The following is an 18,682-nucleotide window of genomic DNA, read 5'->3' as shown; positions in this document are numbered from 1 at the left end:
ATGTCAAACAATTCAAATGATTATTTAAAAGATGCTTTTGCTGCACCTTTAGGAGATTTTATTGCTTCAATTGGCGAAGGCGTTGGCGAAGCACAAGCAGCATTAGATAAAGGTTCTTTAAGACAAACCTTAGAAATTTACAATACAAATCCAGATAATTCTGAAGCTTCTTTAAAATTATTGCGTGAAATAGGTTATCAACCTACATTTTACACGATTCCAAAAACCACTGCAAAAGCTAAAATATCTTTATCCTTATCACAACAATCGTCTAGTATTTTAAATGGCAGACAAGCTTTTCGTACTAAAATGTATGCTACTCCTGTAAATGCAACAAATACGAATAAATACAATATGAATTTAAATGCAAGTGCAGAAATTCAATTTGATATTGTTCCTGTTCCTCCTACTGATACTCAAATTATTCGTTTTTTACCTAACCTAATAGAAAAAACGATTACAGACAACGAAGGGAAAACAACAAATGAAAAGAGAACTTTTGGTGAAATAAAAACTCTATTAAGTGAATACAATTTAAATTATGCTTTTGGTGAAAACACAAAAGAAAGTGAGTTAAAAAATGAATCGACTTTTTCTGAACAAAAGCCTACTTATATTCCTGGTAGTACTCAAGTAATACGTGCCGAGGATGTTATTGTTTTGAGTATATAAAAAAATATTTTTATATAAGAATTGTATATAATAGGTATAAAAAATAAAATATTTTTTATACCTATTATTTCATATTTTAAAAATAATTATATTTAGTTGCGCTAATTAAATTAAGCCTAAAACCCTACTTATTAGTTGTTACTATTTTAAAATTGTACATCTTTTTATTCATTTTTATTAATTAGTTAAAAATTTTAACAAATAAAGTTGATAAATTAAATTATTTTTGCTCGGATTAAAAAAAATTAAAGGTTTGTTAAACTACTATTCTTACGAACATGCTGTTTCTACCCAATGGGTAACATTTGTACATGGTGCTGGTGGTAGTAGTGCTATTTGGTACAAACAACTTCGTGATTTTAAAAAACACTTTAATGTTTTAATTTTAGATTTACGTGGCCACGGAGATAGTAAATCTGTTATAAAGTCTACTTTTAATAAAAAATATACTTTTGATGCTATTACAGAAGATATTTTAGAAGTTATTGATTATCTAAAAATAAAAAAATCGCATTTTGTAGGTATTTCTTTGGGTACAATTTTAATACGAAATTTAGCTGAAAAGAAACCTAGTTTAGTGAGTAGTATGATTATGGGAGGCGCCATTATTAAATTTAATTTACGCTCTCGTTTTTTAATTTTTGTAGGTAATTTATTTAAATCAATTGTACCATATATGTTGTTATATAAGCTTTTTGCTTTTATAATAATGCCTAAAAAAAATCACAAAAATTCTCGCTTATTATTCGTTAACGAAGCAAAAAAACTATATCAAAAAGAGTTTTTACGTTGGTTTAAATTAACATCAGAAATTAATCCGTTATTGCGATTATTTAGAATGAAAGATCTAAAAATACCTACGCTATATATTATGGGTGACGAAGATCATTTATTTTTACCTTCTATAAAAAATGTGGTTGAAAAACATGTAAATTCTTCTTTGGTTGTTCTAAAAGAATGTGGTCATGTGGTTAATGTAGAACGTGCTACAGTTTTTAATAAAAAAACGATCACATATATAAATTCGATATCTTAAAAGTTATTCAAACTGGTAGTTAAAAATGAATTGAAGACCTTTTCGACTTGTACAACAGTTTAATCTAAAATTTCGTAATCTATATTTAGTTTTCGTAAAATTCTTAAAGCAGAACCTGAATTTTTATCTTCAATTTCAATATCAACTGCATCTCCTTCTAAAAGAATACTTGTAAGTTCATTTGCTAAAGACGCATCAATATTAAATGATACCTCAGCAATACAATTAGCTATTGCTCTTTTATCTGGCCTTTGAGCATCACAAGACAATAAATTTAATTTCATAATAATAGTTTATGAATGCAATATAGTTGAATAGAATTACCTCGTATCGTTCTTCTTCTTTTATTTAGTGAGGATTACTATTAACTCAAAAACTAAAAACCTCTTTAATCACAATAATACTTGTGTTATTTTCTATTTAAAGGACGACCTCTCGGTTCATTTGCTTCTTGAAGTACAGCATCTGAATGTAAAAATTTTACAGCCTCTGCAGACCCTTTTACTTTTGGTGCACTACGCACCAACATTTCTGTTTCAAAAGCTGTTAATACGCTTTCTCTAATTCCAATTTTTCTCCATTCTGATAAAGGCCTACATCCTTTAGATATTCCTCTAGCCAATGCCAAGGCATCTAATAAAGCCTGATTCGCTCCTTGCCCTTTAAACGGACTCATAGGATGTGCTGCATCACCAATTAGTGTTACTTTTTTTTCTTCGGATAATAAATCTGGTTTTAATAATTCTCTATCATACACCGGATATCCCGAAATATTACTTTCATCAGTAGCTTCTAAAATTTGTGGAATAGGATTATGCCACGGAGTTCTGCGACAAGCTTCTTCTTTAAGTGCTTTGGGTCCTTTTTTGCTTAATTGTTTTGCAGCTTCTTCTGACATCGGAAAACTAAGTTGCCACATAATAGCTTCTGATGTAAATGGCATCATATAAATTCGTTCATTACCATTCGCTGTTTGAAATACAGTAGCAGAATCTAACAAAGAGCTATCAATATTTTTAATATCTTTTAAAGGACAAATACCTAATATTACAATACAACCTAAGTAACGCAGCGGCGTAATATCATCACCTATTAAAAGCTTACGAACCGAACTACGAATTCCGTCAGCACCAATTACTAAATCTGCCTTTGTTTTTTTTATTTTTCCATCAACTTTAAAACTCAATTCAATAAATTCATCATCAGAATCATTAAAATTAATTAATTGATGTCCCCATTTTACAGATTTATGATCTCCTAATTGCTCTAATAATTCAAACCGTAAAGATTGTCGTGCTATATGCACATTTGTTCGTTTTGGGGAAGTTTTAACTTCAGAATCCATCCATTTTCTCATTCCCCATTCTCCGATAACTTTTCCTTCGGGATTATGAACCACATGCTTTGTTGAAACAACGCCTTCTTTCAACTTAAAAATACCCAATCCTTTAATAGCATTACTCGCTTGTTGTAGCGTAAGTCCGTAACCTTGTGATCTTGAATTAAAACTATCATCTCGTTCATAAAGTGTAAACGGAATTTGACGATGCAAACACGCCACAGCAAGTGCCACGCCACCAATACCGCCGCCAATTATAGCTAAGTGAGGATAATTTTCTGTATCTGCTATAGGATGCTTATCAGCTTCTAATAATCCTGAGCCTTTACATTTTAAACAAGAATATTGCACAGCCTTAGGTCGAACAGGCGAGGCTCCTTGCTTATCTGTTTTTTCATAAGCAGCTGATGCTGTTTGATAACGAAGTTTTACATTTTTACGTATTCTTTTGTTTCTTTTACCAAACCCTTGGCATTCTTTACAAATCGTAAAACTTGATGTAGTATTTTTATCCGCTTTCAATTATTTTTTATTTTTCAGGGAATTCTTAATTAATTTATAAGCTAATAATAACGGAATTAACGTTAAAAACCCTACGCTATTTTTTATTACGCTATAAATTATTATACCTATTAAAAAACCAATAAGTGCTGCATTGATTATTAAATTATGTTTTAACTTCTTACCTCCTTCTAAAAATTCTTTAGCTGTGAATTCTGATGGCTCTTTTTCTTTCATATTTTGAGTATTTTAATTTGTATAGAAGCCTTAATTATACTTCTATGTCCTATCAGTTTCATTTCTCAAATTATATATAATCTCTACTTCACTACTTTAATCCATTCGCCTTTTGTTCTGGCTATATAATCATTATCATACATAGCCTCTACTTGCACGCCTGGTAAATAATAGGTTCCTAAATACGATGCATTTAACAGCACTCTAAACGTTTTACTCTCATACTTTTTAAGTGTAAAATAGTTACTAATACTAGCATCACGAATATCTGTAAAATCTACTTGAGAGGATGTTGTGTTGTTTCCGAAGTCAGTAAAACGAGTATTTATAATTTCCCAACCTGAAGGAATAAACTGTGTTAATGCTAAGTTTTCTACGTTATCATTCGTAGTATTTTTCACTGTAACTTCTGCTACAAAATTTTTTCCTTGCGATAAATTATCAGGCCTTATACGATTACCATCCTTTGTTTTATAAATAATTGTTGTTTCTAAATTATTCTGAAATACTTTTTCTTCTCCGACAGGTAAAATTCCTTTATTAAAAATACGTACATAAAGTACTCCGCTATTTTTATTCGTTACTTTAAAAGTGTTTTCTTTATTAATATCTTCAATATCCTCAGCATACAATGCTTTTGATATTTCAATATTTTTTGAGTTTTCATTTAAAGTATAACTCGCATTAACCCCTGTACTTCCACCATTTTGAAGCGCATATTTACTCATCGCTAATAAACTATAAGCAGTTGTTTGTGTACTCATCCATTTATTGCTAGATAAACTTTCAGCGATTTCTTTTGCCAATTTAATAGCTTTTGTTTCTTCCTTTAATAATGTATAAGTAGCTAATGCCATGGCTTTATTACGAGTTTCAGATCCGTAATTAGAATAGCGCCTTTTACTATAATCATTCGCTGTTAAACCATTTAAAATTCCTTGGGCTATCGACTGTTTACCAATTAATGCATAGGCACTTGCCAATCGCATTTTTGCTTCGCTAGATATTCCTTTTGTTTCTCGTAAACGATTCATTGAAGCGATATCTGCACTGTTTGCCAAACTTAATGTATACAATCTGTATGCTTGTGATAAGGCATTGTTATAATAGGTTGAATTATTTCGCCAATTACGTGCTTGTTGTTTTTGGTAACCTATCCATTTCGATTTAAACCCTATTGGTAAAGCATATCCTTTTTTAGCTGCTTCAATCATAAAATGACCTGCATATGAAGTTCCCCAACTGTTTGCACTACCGTTTCCTTGCCAATAAGACAATCCGCCATTTGATACCTGAAAATCAGATAAACGCTGAATTGTAGCTTTTATATTTCGCTCTATATCTTGTTTTTTTTCTTCGGATAATTCAAAAATTTCTGCTAAATATAACTGCGGAAAAGCACTAGAAGTTGTTTGTTCTACACAACCGTGTGGATATTGAATTAAATATCCCATACGTTTGGTAAAGTTCATTGGTGGCAATGTAGATAATTCGATACTTGCTGTATTAGTACCTTTTGTGCCAAAGCTGTTAAAATTAAGCAACTTTTTTTCGTTTGATTTTAACACTAAATCTTTTACTTCTGTGGTTACAGGATTCGGATTTAAAACATCTATTTCTACTTCGTAGGATGCTTTTTCACGACCAGAAACGGCATCAATCTTTACTTTACCTATTCCTTTAAAATCATTTACTTTTAAGGTGAAATAAGCCATCTTTTCATCTGGTTCATTAAATGATAAAGTTTGAGTCTTATCGCCTACAATTGTAAACGATTCGTTTGGTTGTACTGTAACTTTCACCTTTTTTACTGAAGGTAACATCGCAAATACAGTTACAGGAAGTGTAACGGTTTCCTGTGGTGTAATCTTACGTGGTAATGATGCTAAAATCATTACGGGTTTGCGTACAAAAGCAGTTTTTTCATCACTACCGTAGGCATCATTTTTAGCATCCGTTGCTACCACCATCGCTCTTACAGAACCAACATATTTAGGTATTTTAATTTGATGCTCTTTTGTAGCTCCTTTTGCTAAGTTAAACGGTCCTAAATAGGTTACCATCGGTTTAAAACGATTGGCTTTTTTATTTTTACTTCCAGCTTCGGCTTCATCACCACCAATACTTAATATTTGGTTTACTTTTCCGCCATAGGCGCCAATTACATCATCAAAAACATCCCAAGTTTTTACACCTAATGATTGACGTGCGTAAAAGGTATTCCAAGGATTTGGAGTTTTAAAACGTGTTAAATCTAACAATCCATCATCAACCAAAGCAATTGTATAGGTCATTGCTTTTCCGTTTTTCTCTTTTACTTTAATATTAGCAATTGATTCAGGTCTTAACTCGTCTGCTAACTGAATTTCAGGTGCTAATTTCGTTGCAGGATCGTTTACCAACATGGGTATAGAACCGTACATACGAATTGGTAAATCGTTTGCTGTTTGACTGTGTTTTTGTAATAACGAAATATTTACAAATACGTTGGGTGTATAATTAGCCAATACTGGGAATTTAAATTCCGTTTGTTTTGCTGTTGTTGTTACCCAAAAGTGATTTAATACTTCGGTTCCGTTTTCAATTGTAATTAAAGCTCTTGCTACTTCAGAAGAAGGGAATTTTACCGTAGCTGTTTCATTTACTTCATACGATTCTTTATCTGTAGTAAAAACCAACATCGTGGCATTCGTTTTATCTTGACTTCCTTTTTTCTTTCCGTACCAAGATGGCCAATCGAAATAAGCAATATTAGAAGTAATGTGTTTACTTTTCTTATCGGTTACTTTTATAAGGTAACGTCCCCAATCATTTTCACTTATTTTTAAATCGAACGAACCTTTACCACTAGCGTTTGTTTTTACTTGTAGTGTTTTATACGTTTGATGATGGCGCGTACCATCGTAATTAGAAAGTCCGTTATCAGCAGTGCTCCACCACCAACGCCATGATAATTTATATACTTTTACTTCTAAATCATTTGCTACTCCTACTCCGTTTTCAGTAACTGTTGCTACATTAAAGGTGTATTTCTCATCTGTAAACAAATAATTTTTAGATTGTTGTTCAGCTGCATTTAATAACCCTACATAAGTTTTATATGGAGATACTTTTTTAGAAAAAACATCGGTACTAAAATCACCTCCGTTTTCATATACTTTAGTTATAAAACTAGCTTTTAGCATTCCAGGAGCTTTTTTATCTAACATTGGCTTTACAGAGAAGCTTGTTTTTCCTTCGTTATTTAAAGTTCCTTTTAATACTTTAAATTCTTCTGTACCAAACCTACGCGTAACATCATCAAAATTATAGTTTTTGAATTTTGAAAATTCGGTTTTCGATTGCGTAAATTTCCCATTAATGTCTAATTTCAAATCTCTAGCAATTGCTCCGTGTAACCATTTTACATCCACATCTCCTTCAATTGGTGTATTGGCTTTTATAAAGTCTGCTGCTGTTTTTAATTTTATCTTTAAACGATTTGGTTTTATTGTTTCTATTTTAAGTGTTTTATTAAAAACGGCACCACCAACGCTTACTCTTAATTTCCAATTTCCGGTAATTGCATCTTGATTCGTTTTTGGAGCATAAGCATACACATTATTCGTATTCTTAAAAAGTACTTTTCTTTCTATAATTTTTCCTTGCGGATTTAACAACTCAAATTTAATAGGGTGGTTTTCTGGTATTGGATTTGCATTGTCATTAAACACAAAAGTTAAAAATAATTGATCGCCTGGTCTCCAAACACCACGTTCGCCATAAATATATCCTTTAATTCCTTTTTGTAATTTTGTTCCAGAAACATCAAACTTACTCATAGAAAGTGCGTTTCCATCATTCAATTTAATGTAAGTTGTGTTTTTATCTTTGATAACTACGGCAAAAAAAGCATTTTTAATTCCTTCGAAATTAGCAATTCCATCTTTATCTGTTTTTACATTTACAATAGGTTGTTGTTGTAAATTATATAGCGTTACGTTAGCATCAGAAACCGCTTCGGTTGTTACTAAATTAGTTACCGCAATAAAAGTTGTGTTGTTATTCCCTTTTTTTACAATTGCTCCTAAATTTGTAGCTAAAATATTGGTGCTTTTATTTTTATTATAATAGTAAGAAGTTGAGCATGGATTATCTCTTTCATTCCATCGATAACTATAATAGTCGTTATTATAGTAATTAGGATTGTCGTACTGTTTGGTATCTATTTCTTTTTTACCATAAACTATTGTACTATTATTAGTAGTTTCATCACATGAATAATTAGAATATTTTTGGTTGAAAGAAAAATCAACTCGATACATTGCTCCGTCTTCAATTGTTAAAACTTCAGCCAAATCTATCGCAAAAGCGTTTTCTTTAGTTAAATCCACTCCCTGATTCGTAAGGTTTACCGTGTATTTAGCTTCAGGACGCCCAACATAGCGCAAATTACCTTGGTTGCCTAAATTATTATTTTGTAAAAACTGTAATACATTTTCTTTATAAATTTTAAATACCGTTACATCAACAGCTTTTAAATTAACTGCATTAAAATTGATTTTAAGATTTTTTGAATTTGGTAATATCGTTCCGCTTTTAATAAAGCTTACCGAAGGTTTTAATTGCTGAAAATGTAATGTTTTACTATATGATTTTTTTAAAACATAGTTTTCGGCATTTTTTATTCCTTTAAATATTTCGATATTTACCTTATCCTTAAAAGATGATTGCGGATAAATAGTTACTATATTGTTGGTGATTTTATAGGTGAATTTTCTTTTTTGAGTATCTGCAAACTGAATTAAACCTTTTAAATCTTGTGATTTTTTTATTGGGTCAGAAAAACTAATCTCTATTCGTTGTTTATCGGTATTGGCTACTTCTACATTTAAAACTTTAAAATTATTTTTTCCTGTAATTGTTATCTCTCGCTCTCCTTTTGAAGTAGATTTTATAGCATCACCAATCCAAGATACTTTTAAGTTTTCATCTTCAACAAATCGTTGTAAACTATCTATTTTAAAATATACTTTAGAAGCTAATTTCTCGAAGGTTTGAAACTTTACTTTTGCTTTGCTCCCTTTATAATTTATCTTTACTATTTCTGATAATTTTTCTTTTTCAACAACATCACTTGCCGTTAAAACTCCTTCTACAAAATACCAATCTTTACTATATACTGTTGGCGATTGTAAAGCCACATTAAAAAACAACTCTTTTGTTTTTACTTCGACGCTAAAATCTTTTAAAGCAACATCAATATCATCATATAACTTTGATAAATGAAGTGTTATTTTATATTCTTTATTGCTTTCTAATTTTTCATTCGGCACAAAGGAAACCACATTATTATTTAATGTTACCGATCCTTTAATATTTGGTGTAATTGTAATTAAATCATTAGTAACCCTGGCATCTTTTATATGCTTTTTTAAAAGAAAATCGAGTTTTGGAGTAACAGAAATTAGTTTTTCTGGAAAAACAGTAACATACTCATTGTAAGCGTTTACATCGCTTTCTTTATTTGTATTTTTCTTACAAGCATTACCAATAAACACCAGTAAAACTAAAATAATTAGTTTTATATTTTTTTTCATAGCAAAATATTTTTGAAATCCCTCAAAGTTAACATTTTTATATATTTCTATTCCTTTTTTAATAATCAAATACCTAAATAATAAAACAGTACTTATTTTAAGTAAAAAAAAGAGTACTAATACTTACTTAAATTTAATAATCGTTAGTTTTGCAAACGAAAAATGAATTTAGATTATGTTAGGATTACAATTCGAAACTAAAACCTCTTGGGCTGATATTGCTAAAGATAACTTACAGCAAATATTAACAGATCATGCTTTTTTAGAGCAAAAAGCGGCTTCAAACGCTGTTTCTATAATTATAAATTATTCTGAAGAAACCGAACTTGTACAAAGTATGAGTGAAATTGCTATTGAAGAAATGGAACATTTTAAAATGGTTCATGATTTTATGGTAAAACGCGGAATGGTTTTAGGAAGAGAGCAAAAAAACGATTATGCTATTCAACTACAAAAATTCTTTACAAAAACAAAAGACAGAACCAACGCACTTGTACAACGCTTATTAATTGCCGCTTTAATTGAAGCAAGAAGCTGTGAGCGTTTTAAAGTTTTTTCTGAAAATATGGAAGATGAAGAGTTGGCTAAGTTCTACAAAGAATTAATGATTTCTGAAGCCAATCATTATACTGTTTTTTTAGGTTTTGCGCGTAAATATCAAGACAGAAATATTGTTGATGAAAAATGGGAAGCTTTGGTTGCTTTTGAAGCTGAAATGATGAGAAATCGCGGTAATAGCGCTAAAATACACGGGTAATGTTTAGTAAAGAAGAATCAGCACAATTACGTAAAGAATTTTGGACAAGCTTCGGAAAATCATTCCCAAGAAAATGGCTGTTATATAACACTAAAATAAAAGGATTTGCTTTTAAATTTCAGGCAGATCGAAAAAAAGCGTCTGTTTGTTTAGATTTTGAACATTTAGATGAAGTTGCTAACGAGTTATTATACGATCAATTATTATCGTTAAAAACCATTTTAGAAACAGAATATTTACCAGAAGTAATTTATCACGATAATTTCGAATTAGATAATCGAAAAATTATCCGTCGTATATATGTTCCTTTTGATAAAAAATTTAGCATACACAATAAAGATACTTGGAGAGATTGTTTTGAGTTTTATGTAGAAAAAATGAATCAATTTGAATTATTTTTTTATGAATACGAAGACTTTATAAGACAAGCTATTTAGCATAGGAAAAATACCCTTTATACTCATAATCAGTAATTTAAATTTTTATTTTTATTGATTTAGTGTAAATTTGCAGTGTTTGTATTAAACCCCTAAACCCCCTAAGTAATGTATAACCATCACCTAAGGTTATTAATAGTGTTATGTTCACTAATTATAACTTCTTGTTCTTCAAACAACGAAATCGAACTAGCTGAAAACAATTCTGAAACAGCTATCACTTTTACTGAAAAAACTATCGAATTAAATATCTTAAACCTTGTTAATGATTATAGGGTTGCAAATGGTTACTCACTTTTAAATAAGTTAGAAGTAATTAAAACCCAAACAAGTAGTCATACTAATTATATGATAGATAATGATAAGATCTCTCATGATCTTTTTTATCAACGTAAAGATTTTTTAAACAAAAATACCAATGCTACAAGTGTTGGTGAAAATGTTGCTTATGGATATTCTTCTGCCGAATCTGTAGTTAACGCATGGTTAAAGAGCGATGGTCACAAAAAAAATATAGAAGGCGATTATACACACTTTGAGATTACCGCAGAGAAAAATACTGATGGAAAATGGTATTTTACTAACATTTTCGTAAAAAAATAACTTGTTTGTATATTAATTATTAATCCCTTAGTTTTAATTTTTAAACTTAGGGATTATTTTTTTTATTTAAAGTTGTTTAATATGATGAACTTCGAACCTCTGTTTTCTGAATGTTATTCTTCCGAACATTCTACATCACTCATACACTTATTTACTAATTATTCTTAAGTAACTTTTACTTCAATTAACTTATCACTATAGTTTTACATTAGATAATATAAAAATTATTATAATTCTAAATGTCTGAACCAAAAATACCTTCATTAAATTTTTCTTTAGACCTTTAATTAGAAAACAAGATTATTCATTTTTTTACGAATAAGAATATTTAACATAACAGCCTATTCAACTCAGGAAAAACACCCTTTATACTTATATTCAGGTGTTTAGCTTTTATTTTTCAATAATTTTAATTAATTTAGAGAAGTATTTATTAACCCTCTAACCCCCCTGAGAAATGAATAAAACCTACCTAAAGTTATTAATAGTGTTCTATACACTTTTTTTAACATCATGCACTTCAAACAATGATATCGAAAAATTAGAAAACAATTCTGAAATACCTATCTCTTTTGTCGAAAAACCAATTGAATTAGATATTTTAAACCTAATTAATGACTACAGAGTTTTAAATGGTTATTCTCTTTTGAGTAAATTAAAGATTATAAAAAGTCAAACTACTGACCATACTAATTATATGGTAGATAATAATGAGATTTCACATAAATTTTTTCAAAAACGCATGAATTTTTTAATTCAAAATACCGATGCAAAAGGTGTAGGTGAAAATGTTGCTTATGGATACTGTTATGCTGAATCTGTAGTAAAAGCCTGGCTAGATAGTGAAAGTCACAAAAAAAATATAGAAGGTGATTATACACACTTTGAGGTTACCGCAGAGAAAAATACTGATGGAAAATGGTATTTTACTAACATTTTCGTGAAAAAATAATTTGTTTGTATATTAATTAATAATCCCTAAGTTTTAATTTTTAAACTTAGGGATTATTTTTTTTATTTAAAGTTGTTTAATATGATAAACTTCGAGCGCATAATCTTCTGATGTTCCTCTTCTGTACAAGTTATATCATTTTTACATTTATTAACTATATTTTTTTCTCCGTAACCAATAGCGCTTTGTATTCTATTAGAAGTAATGGCGCACGAAATAATATGATCTCTTGCTGCTTTTGCGCGTTTATCAGATAATACTTCATTATATCTATCACTACCTCTACTATCTGTATGTGCTTCTATTTTTTTTAGCTTTAAGTTCAGTTTTACAATTTTTAACCTTAAGCTCTGAAGAATTTGAATCTTGTACATTAATTAAAAAAAAACATACACAGATACATAAAAAAGCAATAATTTTTCCAATAATTTTTATTTTTAATAATCTAAAATTTTAACCCTGGAAGTTGAATTACCAAGTTAATTTCTACAATTGGGAATAAAGGGAAATACAATAAAGGGTTATGTATACTACATATAACACAATAAATTGCGCTATTATACATTACTAAGTTTTTAGAGGAAAGAATAAAAAACTATTTAGGGATAGTATTATTCTTAGAGGCTTACCATTTTTATGTTCTTAAAATAGTTTTATCAAAAGTAATGTATATTTTTATTCTTATAAAACTAAAAACCAAAATAGGGGATTTTCCCCTTAGGCGTTATAGGAAAAAAAATCCTCTCCAATAAATGATATATTTTAATTGTTAATCGGTAATTTTGTAATATGATTCAAAACGATACAATTATTGCTATGGCAACTCCATCTGGTGTTGGAGCTATTGCTGTTATTAGACTATCAGGAGAAAATGCTATTACTATTGTCGATAGTTTTTTTAAATCTGTAACCAATAAAAAGTCATTATTGAATCAGAAAACACATACCATTCATTTAGGCCAAATTGTTAATAATACAACTGTCTTAGATGAAGTTTTAGTCTCTGTTTTTAAAAACCCACGTTCTTATACTGGTGAAAATGTAGTAGAAATTTCGTGCCACGGATCTGTTTTTATTCAGCAAGAAATCATTCAGTTATTTTTAAAAAATGGCTGTAGAATGGCAGATAATGGTGAGTTTACAATGCGTGCTTTCTTAAACGGAAAAATGGATTTATCGCAAGCGGAAGCTGTAGCAGATGTAATTGCATCAAACTCTGCTGCAAGTCATCTAATGGCTATTCAGCAAATGCGTGGCGGAATTACCAATGAATTAAAAGAACTACGTGTACAATTATTAGATTTTGCTGCTTTAATAGAACTAGAATTAGATTTTTCTGGTGAAGATGTTGAATTTGCTGATAGAACCAAATTTAAGCAATTAGTTGCTAAAATCACTTTTGTTTTAAAGCGATTAATCGATTCTTTTGCTTTTGGTAATGCTATGAAAAACGGAATTCCCGTTGCAATTATAGGAGAACCTAATGTTGGTAAATCAACTTTACTAAACACACTTTTAAACGAAGAAAAAGCCATTGTATCTGATATTGCTGGTACTACGCGTGATGCTATTGAAGACGAATTAATTATAGACGGTGTTGCTTTTCGTTTTATAGATACTGCAGGAATTAGAGAAACTGAAGATATTGTTGAAAACATCGGTATTAAAAAAGCATACGAAAAAGCAGAAAATGCACAATTGATTATCTTTTTAATCGATTCTAATAAATTTTCTCATGCTAGTGAAGAATTTTTGCAAGAAATAGAAACAATACAAAAACGTTTTCCTAACAAACGTCTATTAGTAATTGCAAATAAAATTGACACCTTGTCTTGTCATGACTCTGCTGTTCTACAATCAGAAATTGAAAACCTAATTTTACTTTCTGCTAAACAAAAAACAGGCATTGATGAGTTAAAGACAGAATTAACTTCTTTAGTTAATACAGGAGCCTTGAGTAATAATGAAACTATTGTTACCAACTCCCGTCATTTCGAAGCTTTAAATAATGCTTTAACCGCTATTACTTCTGTGCAACAAGGAATCGATTTAGAAATTTCTACCGATTTATTTTCTATAGATATTCGTGAATGCTTGCGTCATTTAGGTAACATAACAGGTGAGTATGATGTCGACAAAGATATTTTAGGGCATATATTTGGTAACTTCTGTATTGGGAAATAGCAACTATATTTTTTCACTATTTACCTTTACATTTTTATTAATATACTATTTACTAAACGTTTAGTATCTTTGTTATTCATATGAAAAAAATTCTCCATAAAACAATATCTTTTTTAATGGCTTTGGTAGTCTTACTATCTACAATGTCGTTTACTATAGATATGCACTTTTGTGGCGATACTTTAGTCGATACTGCATTATTTCGCAAAGCAAAAACATGCGGAATGAAAATGCAAAAAGCACCTATTAAAGAATGCTCTATTACAAAGAAAAATTGTTGTAACGATAAACAAATTGCTTTTGAAGGTAAAGATAACTTACAAGCATCTTTTAACTCTCTTAGCTTTGAGCAACAGCAATTTATTACTTCTTTTTTATATACATACATTAACCTTTTTAAAGGGTTTAATAATAACATTTCTCCTTTTAAAACATACAAACCACCACTCGTCACAAAAGAGTTATTTAAATTAGACGAGACGTACTTAATTTAATTTTTAAAACAATAAACTGTATTGTCCTATGATTTTATCATTAGGATAATTTCTTGTATTCGGTATTCTTATAAATACCATTATCTAATTGTTTTAAATATTAAGTGTATGCTAAATAAAAGCATTAAGTTTCTAATAGAAAATAAACTCGTAGCAGTATTATTACTAATTCTTTTTATAGGTTGGGGGACTGTAAACGCACCGTTTAATTGGAATATTGGTTTTTTACCAAGCAATCCTGTTGCTGTAGATGCGATTCCTGATATTGGTGAAAATCAACAAATTGTATTTACCAAATGGGATGGTCGATCTCCTCAAGATATTGAAGATCAAATTACCTACCCTTTAACCACTTCCCTACTCGGTATTCCTGGCGTAAAAACCATTCGTAGCTCGTCTATGTTTGGCTTCTCGAGTATCTATATTATTTTTGAAGAAGACATTGAGTTTTACTGGAGCCGCAGTCGAATTTTAGAAAAACTAAATTCACTACCAAATAATTTATTACCAAATGGCGTAAACCCTGCATTAGGACCTGATGCCACAGGACTGGGTCAGATTTATTGGTATACGCTAGAAGGTCGTGATGAAAAAGGTAATGTTACCGGTGGTTGGGATTTACACGAACTTAGAAGTATACAAGATTACTATGTTAAATATGCCTTATCATCTGCAATTGGTGTTTCAGAAGTTGCTTCTATTGGAGGCTATGTTCAGGAATATCAAATTGATGTAAATCCAGAATTAATGCGTCAATACAATATTGGCTTAAATCAAGTTGTAAAAGCTGTTAAAAGTAGCAATCAAGATATTGGAGCACAGACTTTAGAAATCAATAAAGTAGAATATTTAGTTCGCGGTTTAGGATACGTAAAATCCGTTGAAGATATAGAAAATGCAGTGGTAACATCCGAAGAATATACCGCTATTAAAATTAAAGACATTGCTAAAGTCTCTTTAGGTCCAGCAACCAGAAGAGGTTTATTAGATAAAGAAGGTGCAGAAGTTGTTGGAGGTGTTGTAGTAGCTAGATACGGAGCTAATCCGATGGAAGTAATTACCAATGTAAAAGAAAAAATTACAGAACTTAAAGGTGGTTTGCCTACTAAAGTATTGGCAGACGGACGCACCTCTCAATTAACAGTTATTCCTTTTTACGACCGAACTGAACTTATTGAAGAAACCTTAGATACCCTTAACGAAGCTTTAATATTAGAAATATTGATTACCATTTTAGTAATTATTGTGATGGTTTTTAATTTAAGAGCCTCTTTATTAATTTCTGGATTATTGCCTGTTGCTATTTTAATGGTTTTTATTACCATGAAACTATTTAATGTTGATGCTAATATTGTGGCATTATCAGGTATTGCAATTGCTATTGGAACGATGGTAGATGTCGGCGTCATACTTGCCGAAAATATGATTCGTCATCTCGACGATAAAAAATTATGTCTTCGTAAAGACGGTACAACATATACAATAAACGAAGTAGTTTATAATGCTACATCAGAAGTTTCAGGCGCTATCTTAACTGCTGTTTTAACAACCATTATAAGTTTTGTACCTGTATTTACAATGATTGGTGCCGAAGGAAAACTTTTTAGACCTTTAGCTTTTACAAAAACAATGGCCTTAGCAGCTTCTTTAGTAATTGCTTTGTTTTTGATTCCGCCATTTGCAGCGTATTTATTCAGAAAAACAACACTTAAAAATTCGTTTAAACATATTATAAATGGAGCATTAATTATTGTAGGATTTGCAGTTATTATAAGTGGTAATTGGTTAGGTATTGTTGTAATTGCTTTCGGAGTTACAGGTTTACTTGGTGTTCTAGAAAAATTAGATACAAAAAAAGTTAACCTTACAAACATCTTAATTTCTTCGGCAGCTATTGTGTTTCTGCTTGCAGCATATTGGAGACCATTAGGTTTTAATCGTAGCATTTTAATTAACCTAGTCTTTGTTGCTATTATTTGCTTCGGAATTTTAGGCGTATTTTCTGTTTTAAGAATCTATTACGAACAAATATTAAGGTGGGCTTTAGCTAACAAACTACTTTTTTTAATCATTCCAACAACCGTTCTTATTTCAGGAGCTTGGATAATGAATAATACAGGTAAAGAATTTATGCCTTCTTTAAATGAAGGTTCTTTTTTACTGATGCCTACTTCTTTACCACATTCTGGCGTAGAAGAAAATAAACGTGTATTGCAACAATTAGACATGGCTGTTGCTACCATTCCAGAAATTAAAACTGTAGTAGGAAAAGCTGGTAGAACAGCATCTGCTTTAGATCCAGCTCCTTTATCGATGTATGAAAACATGATTCAGTATAAATCAGAATACATGCGAAATGACAAAGGAAAAAGACAGCGTTATAAAGTAAATAATGATGGTTTTTTTGAATTGAAAAATGGAAACCTAATCCATAATAAAAATCTAGCTATCAGTTCGATCGCAGTCGAGAAGAAAGCAACAAATATCTCGACTGCACTCAATGTGACAAACGATCAACTTATCGAAGATACTAATGGAGAATACTATCGTAATTGGCGACCAGAAATTAAGAATCCAGATGATATTTGGAATGAAATTGTAAGAGTTACCAAATTACCAGGAGTTACTTCTGCTCCAAAACTACAACCTATAGAAACACGATTAGTCATGCTACAAACTGGTATGCGAGCACCTATGGGAATTAAAGTAAAAGGACAAGATTTAAAACAAATTGAGGCTTTTGGTTTGCAACTAGAAAGTCTTTTAAAACAAGCTGAAGGTGTTAAAGTAGAGGCTGTTTTTGCTGATAGAATTGTTGGTAAACCTTATTTATTGATTGATATTGATAGAAAGAAAATAGCGCGTTACGGAATTTCTATTGAAGATGTACAAAGTGTCTTAAAAGTTGCCATTGGTGGTATGGCTTTAACACAAACAGTTGAAGGCAGAGAGCGTTATGCTGTTCGTGTTCGCTACCCTAGAGAGCTACGTGGTAACCCCGAAAATATAAAAGATATTTATATTCCTGTAGAAAAAGGAAATCCAGTTCCTTTAAGTGAATTGGCTACGATTCGTTATGAGCAAGGTCCGCAAGTTATTAAAAGTGAAGACACTTTTTTAGTTGGTTATGTTTTGTTTGATAAAATAGATGGTTTTGCAGAAGTAGCTGTTGTTGAAAATGCACAAGCTTTATTTCAACAAAAAATAGACTCAGGAGAATTAATAGTCCCAAAAGGGATCAGTTATAAATTTACAGGAACTTACGAGAATCAGTTACGGGCAGAAAAAACATTATCTGTGGTGGTTCCGTTAGCATTAGCCATCATCTTTTTAATCCTCTATTTTCAGTTTAAATCTGTAACCACATCATTAATGGTGTTTACAGGAATTACCGTTGCTTTTGCAGGTGGTTTTATTATGATTTGGTTATATGGCCAAGATTGGTTTTTTAATTTTAATCTCTTTGGCGAGAATATGCGGGAGCTTTTCAATATGAAAACCATTAATTTAAGTGTGGCTGTTTGGGTAGGTTTTATTGCTTTATTTGGGATTGCTACAGATGATGGTGTGGTGATGGCAACTTATCTAACACAAACTTTTATACGTGAGAAACCTTCAGATAAAAAGAGTATTAGAGTTGCTGCTTTGCATGCTGCCGAAAAACGTATTCGTCCGTGTTTAATGACTACCGTAACTACAATTTTGGCATTATTACCTGTACTAACATCTACAGGAAAAGGAAGTGATATTATGATACCCATGGCAATTCCTATTTTTGGAGGAATGGTAATTGATGTTACCTCGTATTTTATTGTTCCTGTTTTATATAGCTGGAGAGAAGAGATAAAATTAAAGAGATTAGAGAAAAAAAGAGCTTCTAAAATAGATTAA

Annotated in this window: 14 protein-coding genes; 9 read left to right on the top strand and 5 right to left on the bottom strand. The window is 30.5% G+C overall.

What is annotated here, in order from left to right; genetic code table 11:
- Entirely contained in the window at positions 1–672 is a 672-nt protein-coding gene (locus H0I30_RS00800; RefSeq protein ID WP_218772418.1) for a hypothetical protein, read from the top strand.
- A gap of 253 nt (positions 673–925) precedes the next feature.
- A complete protein-coding gene (locus tag H0I30_RS00795) occupies positions 926–1,708 on the top strand; it encodes an alpha/beta fold hydrolase (RefSeq protein WP_218773444.1) in 783 nt (260 codons plus the stop codon).
- A 59-nt stretch (positions 1,709–1,767) separates the two neighbouring features.
- Here H0I30_RS00795 and H0I30_RS00790 read toward each other — a convergent pair whose 3' ends face one another.
- The 4 genes from H0I30_RS00790 to H0I30_RS00775 form a co-directional block, all read right to left on the bottom strand.
- Positions 1,768–1,992, bottom strand: a complete 225-nt coding sequence (locus H0I30_RS00790) for a hypothetical protein (protein ID WP_218772417.1) — start codon at positions 1,990–1,992, stop codon at positions 1,768–1,770.
- Between the two features lie 125 nt (positions 1,993–2,117).
- Positions 2,118–3,569, bottom strand: coding sequence for an NAD(P)/FAD-dependent oxidoreductase (locus H0I30_RS00785; RefSeq protein ID WP_218772416.1), 1,452 nt, complete (start codon positions 3,567–3,569; stop codon positions 2,118–2,120).
- The gene (locus H0I30_RS00780) at positions 3,570–3,785 is read right to left on the bottom strand and encodes an FUSC family protein (protein ID WP_218772415.1); all 216 of its coding nucleotides are present in this window, start codon (positions 3,783–3,785) and stop codon (positions 3,570–3,572) included.
- A gap of 83 nt (positions 3,786–3,868) precedes the next feature.
- Complete coding sequence (locus H0I30_RS00775) at positions 3,869–9,364, bottom strand: alpha-2-macroglobulin (RefSeq protein ID WP_218772414.1); 5,496 nt, start codon at positions 9,362–9,364, stop codon at positions 3,869–3,871.
- Positions 9,365–9,539: 175 nt separating this feature from the next.
- Between H0I30_RS00775 and H0I30_RS00770 the strand changes: the two genes are divergently transcribed.
- The 4 genes from H0I30_RS00770 to H0I30_RS00755 all read left to right on the top strand — a co-directional run bounded on the left by H0I30_RS00770 (position 9,540) and on the right by H0I30_RS00755 (position 12,113).
- Positions 9,540–10,121: a tRNA-(ms[2]io[6]A)-hydroxylase gene (locus H0I30_RS00770; RefSeq protein WP_218772413.1), complete on the top strand. Its 582-nt coding sequence runs from the start codon at positions 9,540–9,542 to the stop codon at positions 10,119–10,121.
- Complete coding sequence (locus H0I30_RS00765) at positions 10,121–10,558, top strand: DUF4268 domain-containing protein (protein ID WP_218772412.1); 438 nt, start codon at positions 10,121–10,123, stop codon at positions 10,556–10,558. The genes H0I30_RS00770 and H0I30_RS00765 overlap by 1 nt, the downstream gene beginning before the upstream one ends.
- A gap of 108 nt (positions 10,559–10,666) precedes the next feature.
- Positions 10,667–11,161 carry a CAP domain-containing protein gene (locus H0I30_RS00760; RefSeq protein WP_218772411.1) on the top strand — a complete coding sequence of 165 codons (495 nt, stop codon included), beginning with the start codon at positions 10,667–10,669 and terminating at the stop codon, positions 11,159–11,161.
- A 487-nt stretch (positions 11,162–11,648) separates the two neighbouring features.
- Positions 11,649–12,113, top strand: coding sequence for a CAP domain-containing protein (locus tag H0I30_RS00755; RefSeq protein WP_255555869.1), 465 nt, complete (start codon positions 11,649–11,651; stop codon positions 12,111–12,113).
- A 62-nt stretch (positions 12,114–12,175) separates the two neighbouring features.
- Here the strand turns inward: H0I30_RS00755 and H0I30_RS00750 are convergent, their stop codons facing one another.
- Positions 12,176–12,487: an OmpA family protein gene (locus H0I30_RS00750; protein ID WP_218772409.1), complete on the bottom strand. Its 312-nt coding sequence runs from the start codon at positions 12,485–12,487 to the stop codon at positions 12,176–12,178.
- A gap of 415 nt (positions 12,488–12,902) precedes the next feature.
- Between H0I30_RS00750 and mnmE the strand changes: the two genes are divergently transcribed.
- From mnmE to H0I30_RS00735, 3 genes are all read left to right on the top strand, one after another.
- Positions 12,903–14,297 (top strand): tRNA uridine-5-carboxymethylaminomethyl(34) synthesis GTPase MnmE, encoded by a 1,395-nt coding sequence (gene mnmE / locus H0I30_RS00745; protein WP_218772408.1) that lies wholly within the window; start codon positions 12,903–12,905, stop codon positions 14,295–14,297.
- A gap of 80 nt (positions 14,298–14,377) precedes the next feature.
- Positions 14,378–14,791 carry a hypothetical protein gene (locus tag H0I30_RS00740; RefSeq protein ID WP_218772407.1) on the top strand — a complete coding sequence of 138 codons (414 nt, stop codon included), beginning with the start codon at positions 14,378–14,380 and terminating at the stop codon, positions 14,789–14,791.
- 108 nt (positions 14,792–14,899) lie between these two features.
- Entirely contained in the window at positions 14,900–18,682 is a 3,783-nt protein-coding gene (locus tag H0I30_RS00735; RefSeq protein WP_218772406.1) for an efflux RND transporter permease subunit, read from the top strand.

It is taken from the genome of Tenacibaculum sp. AHE14PA (assembly GCF_019278465.1).
GTDB classification, from domain to species: domain Bacteria; phylum Bacteroidota; class Bacteroidia; order Flavobacteriales; family Flavobacteriaceae; genus Polaribacter; species Polaribacter bernardetii.
This window is presented reverse-complemented; position numbering and strand designations above follow the sequence as displayed.

Coding starts and splice junctions, on each gene's coding strand:
- H0I30_RS00735 (WP_218772406.1), top strand. CDS start 14,900: ATGCTAAATAAAAGCATTAAGTTTCTAATAGAAAATAAACTCGTAGCA.
- H0I30_RS00790 (WP_218772417.1), bottom strand. CDS start 1,992: ATGAAATTAAATTTATTGTCTTGTGATGCTCAAAGGCCAGATAAAAGA.
- H0I30_RS00800 (WP_218772418.1), top strand. CDS start 1: ATGTCAAACAATTCAAATGATTATTTAAAAGATGCTTTTGCTGCACCT.
- mnmE (WP_218772408.1), top strand. CDS start 12,903: ATGATTCAAAACGATACAATTATTGCTATGGCAACTCCATCTGGTGTT.
- H0I30_RS00740 (WP_218772407.1), top strand. CDS start 14,378: ATGAAAAAAATTCTCCATAAAACAATATCTTTTTTAATGGCTTTGGTA.
- H0I30_RS00760 (WP_218772411.1), top strand. CDS start 10,667: ATGTATAACCATCACCTAAGGTTATTAATAGTGTTATGTTCACTAATT.
- H0I30_RS00765 (WP_218772412.1), top strand. CDS start 10,121: ATGTTTAGTAAAGAAGAATCAGCACAATTACGTAAAGAATTTTGGACA.
- H0I30_RS00780 (WP_218772415.1), bottom strand. CDS start 3,785: ATGAAAGAAAAAGAGCCATCAGAATTCACAGCTAAAGAATTTTTAGAA.
- H0I30_RS00770 (WP_218772413.1), top strand. CDS start 9,540: ATGTTAGGATTACAATTCGAAACTAAAACCTCTTGGGCTGATATTGCT.
- H0I30_RS00750 (WP_218772409.1), bottom strand. CDS start 12,487: ATGTACAAGATTCAAATTCTTCAGAGCTTAAGGTTAAAAATTGTAAAA.
- H0I30_RS00775 (WP_218772414.1), bottom strand. CDS start 9,364: ATGAAAAAAAATATAAAACTAATTATTTTAGTTTTACTGGTGTTTATT.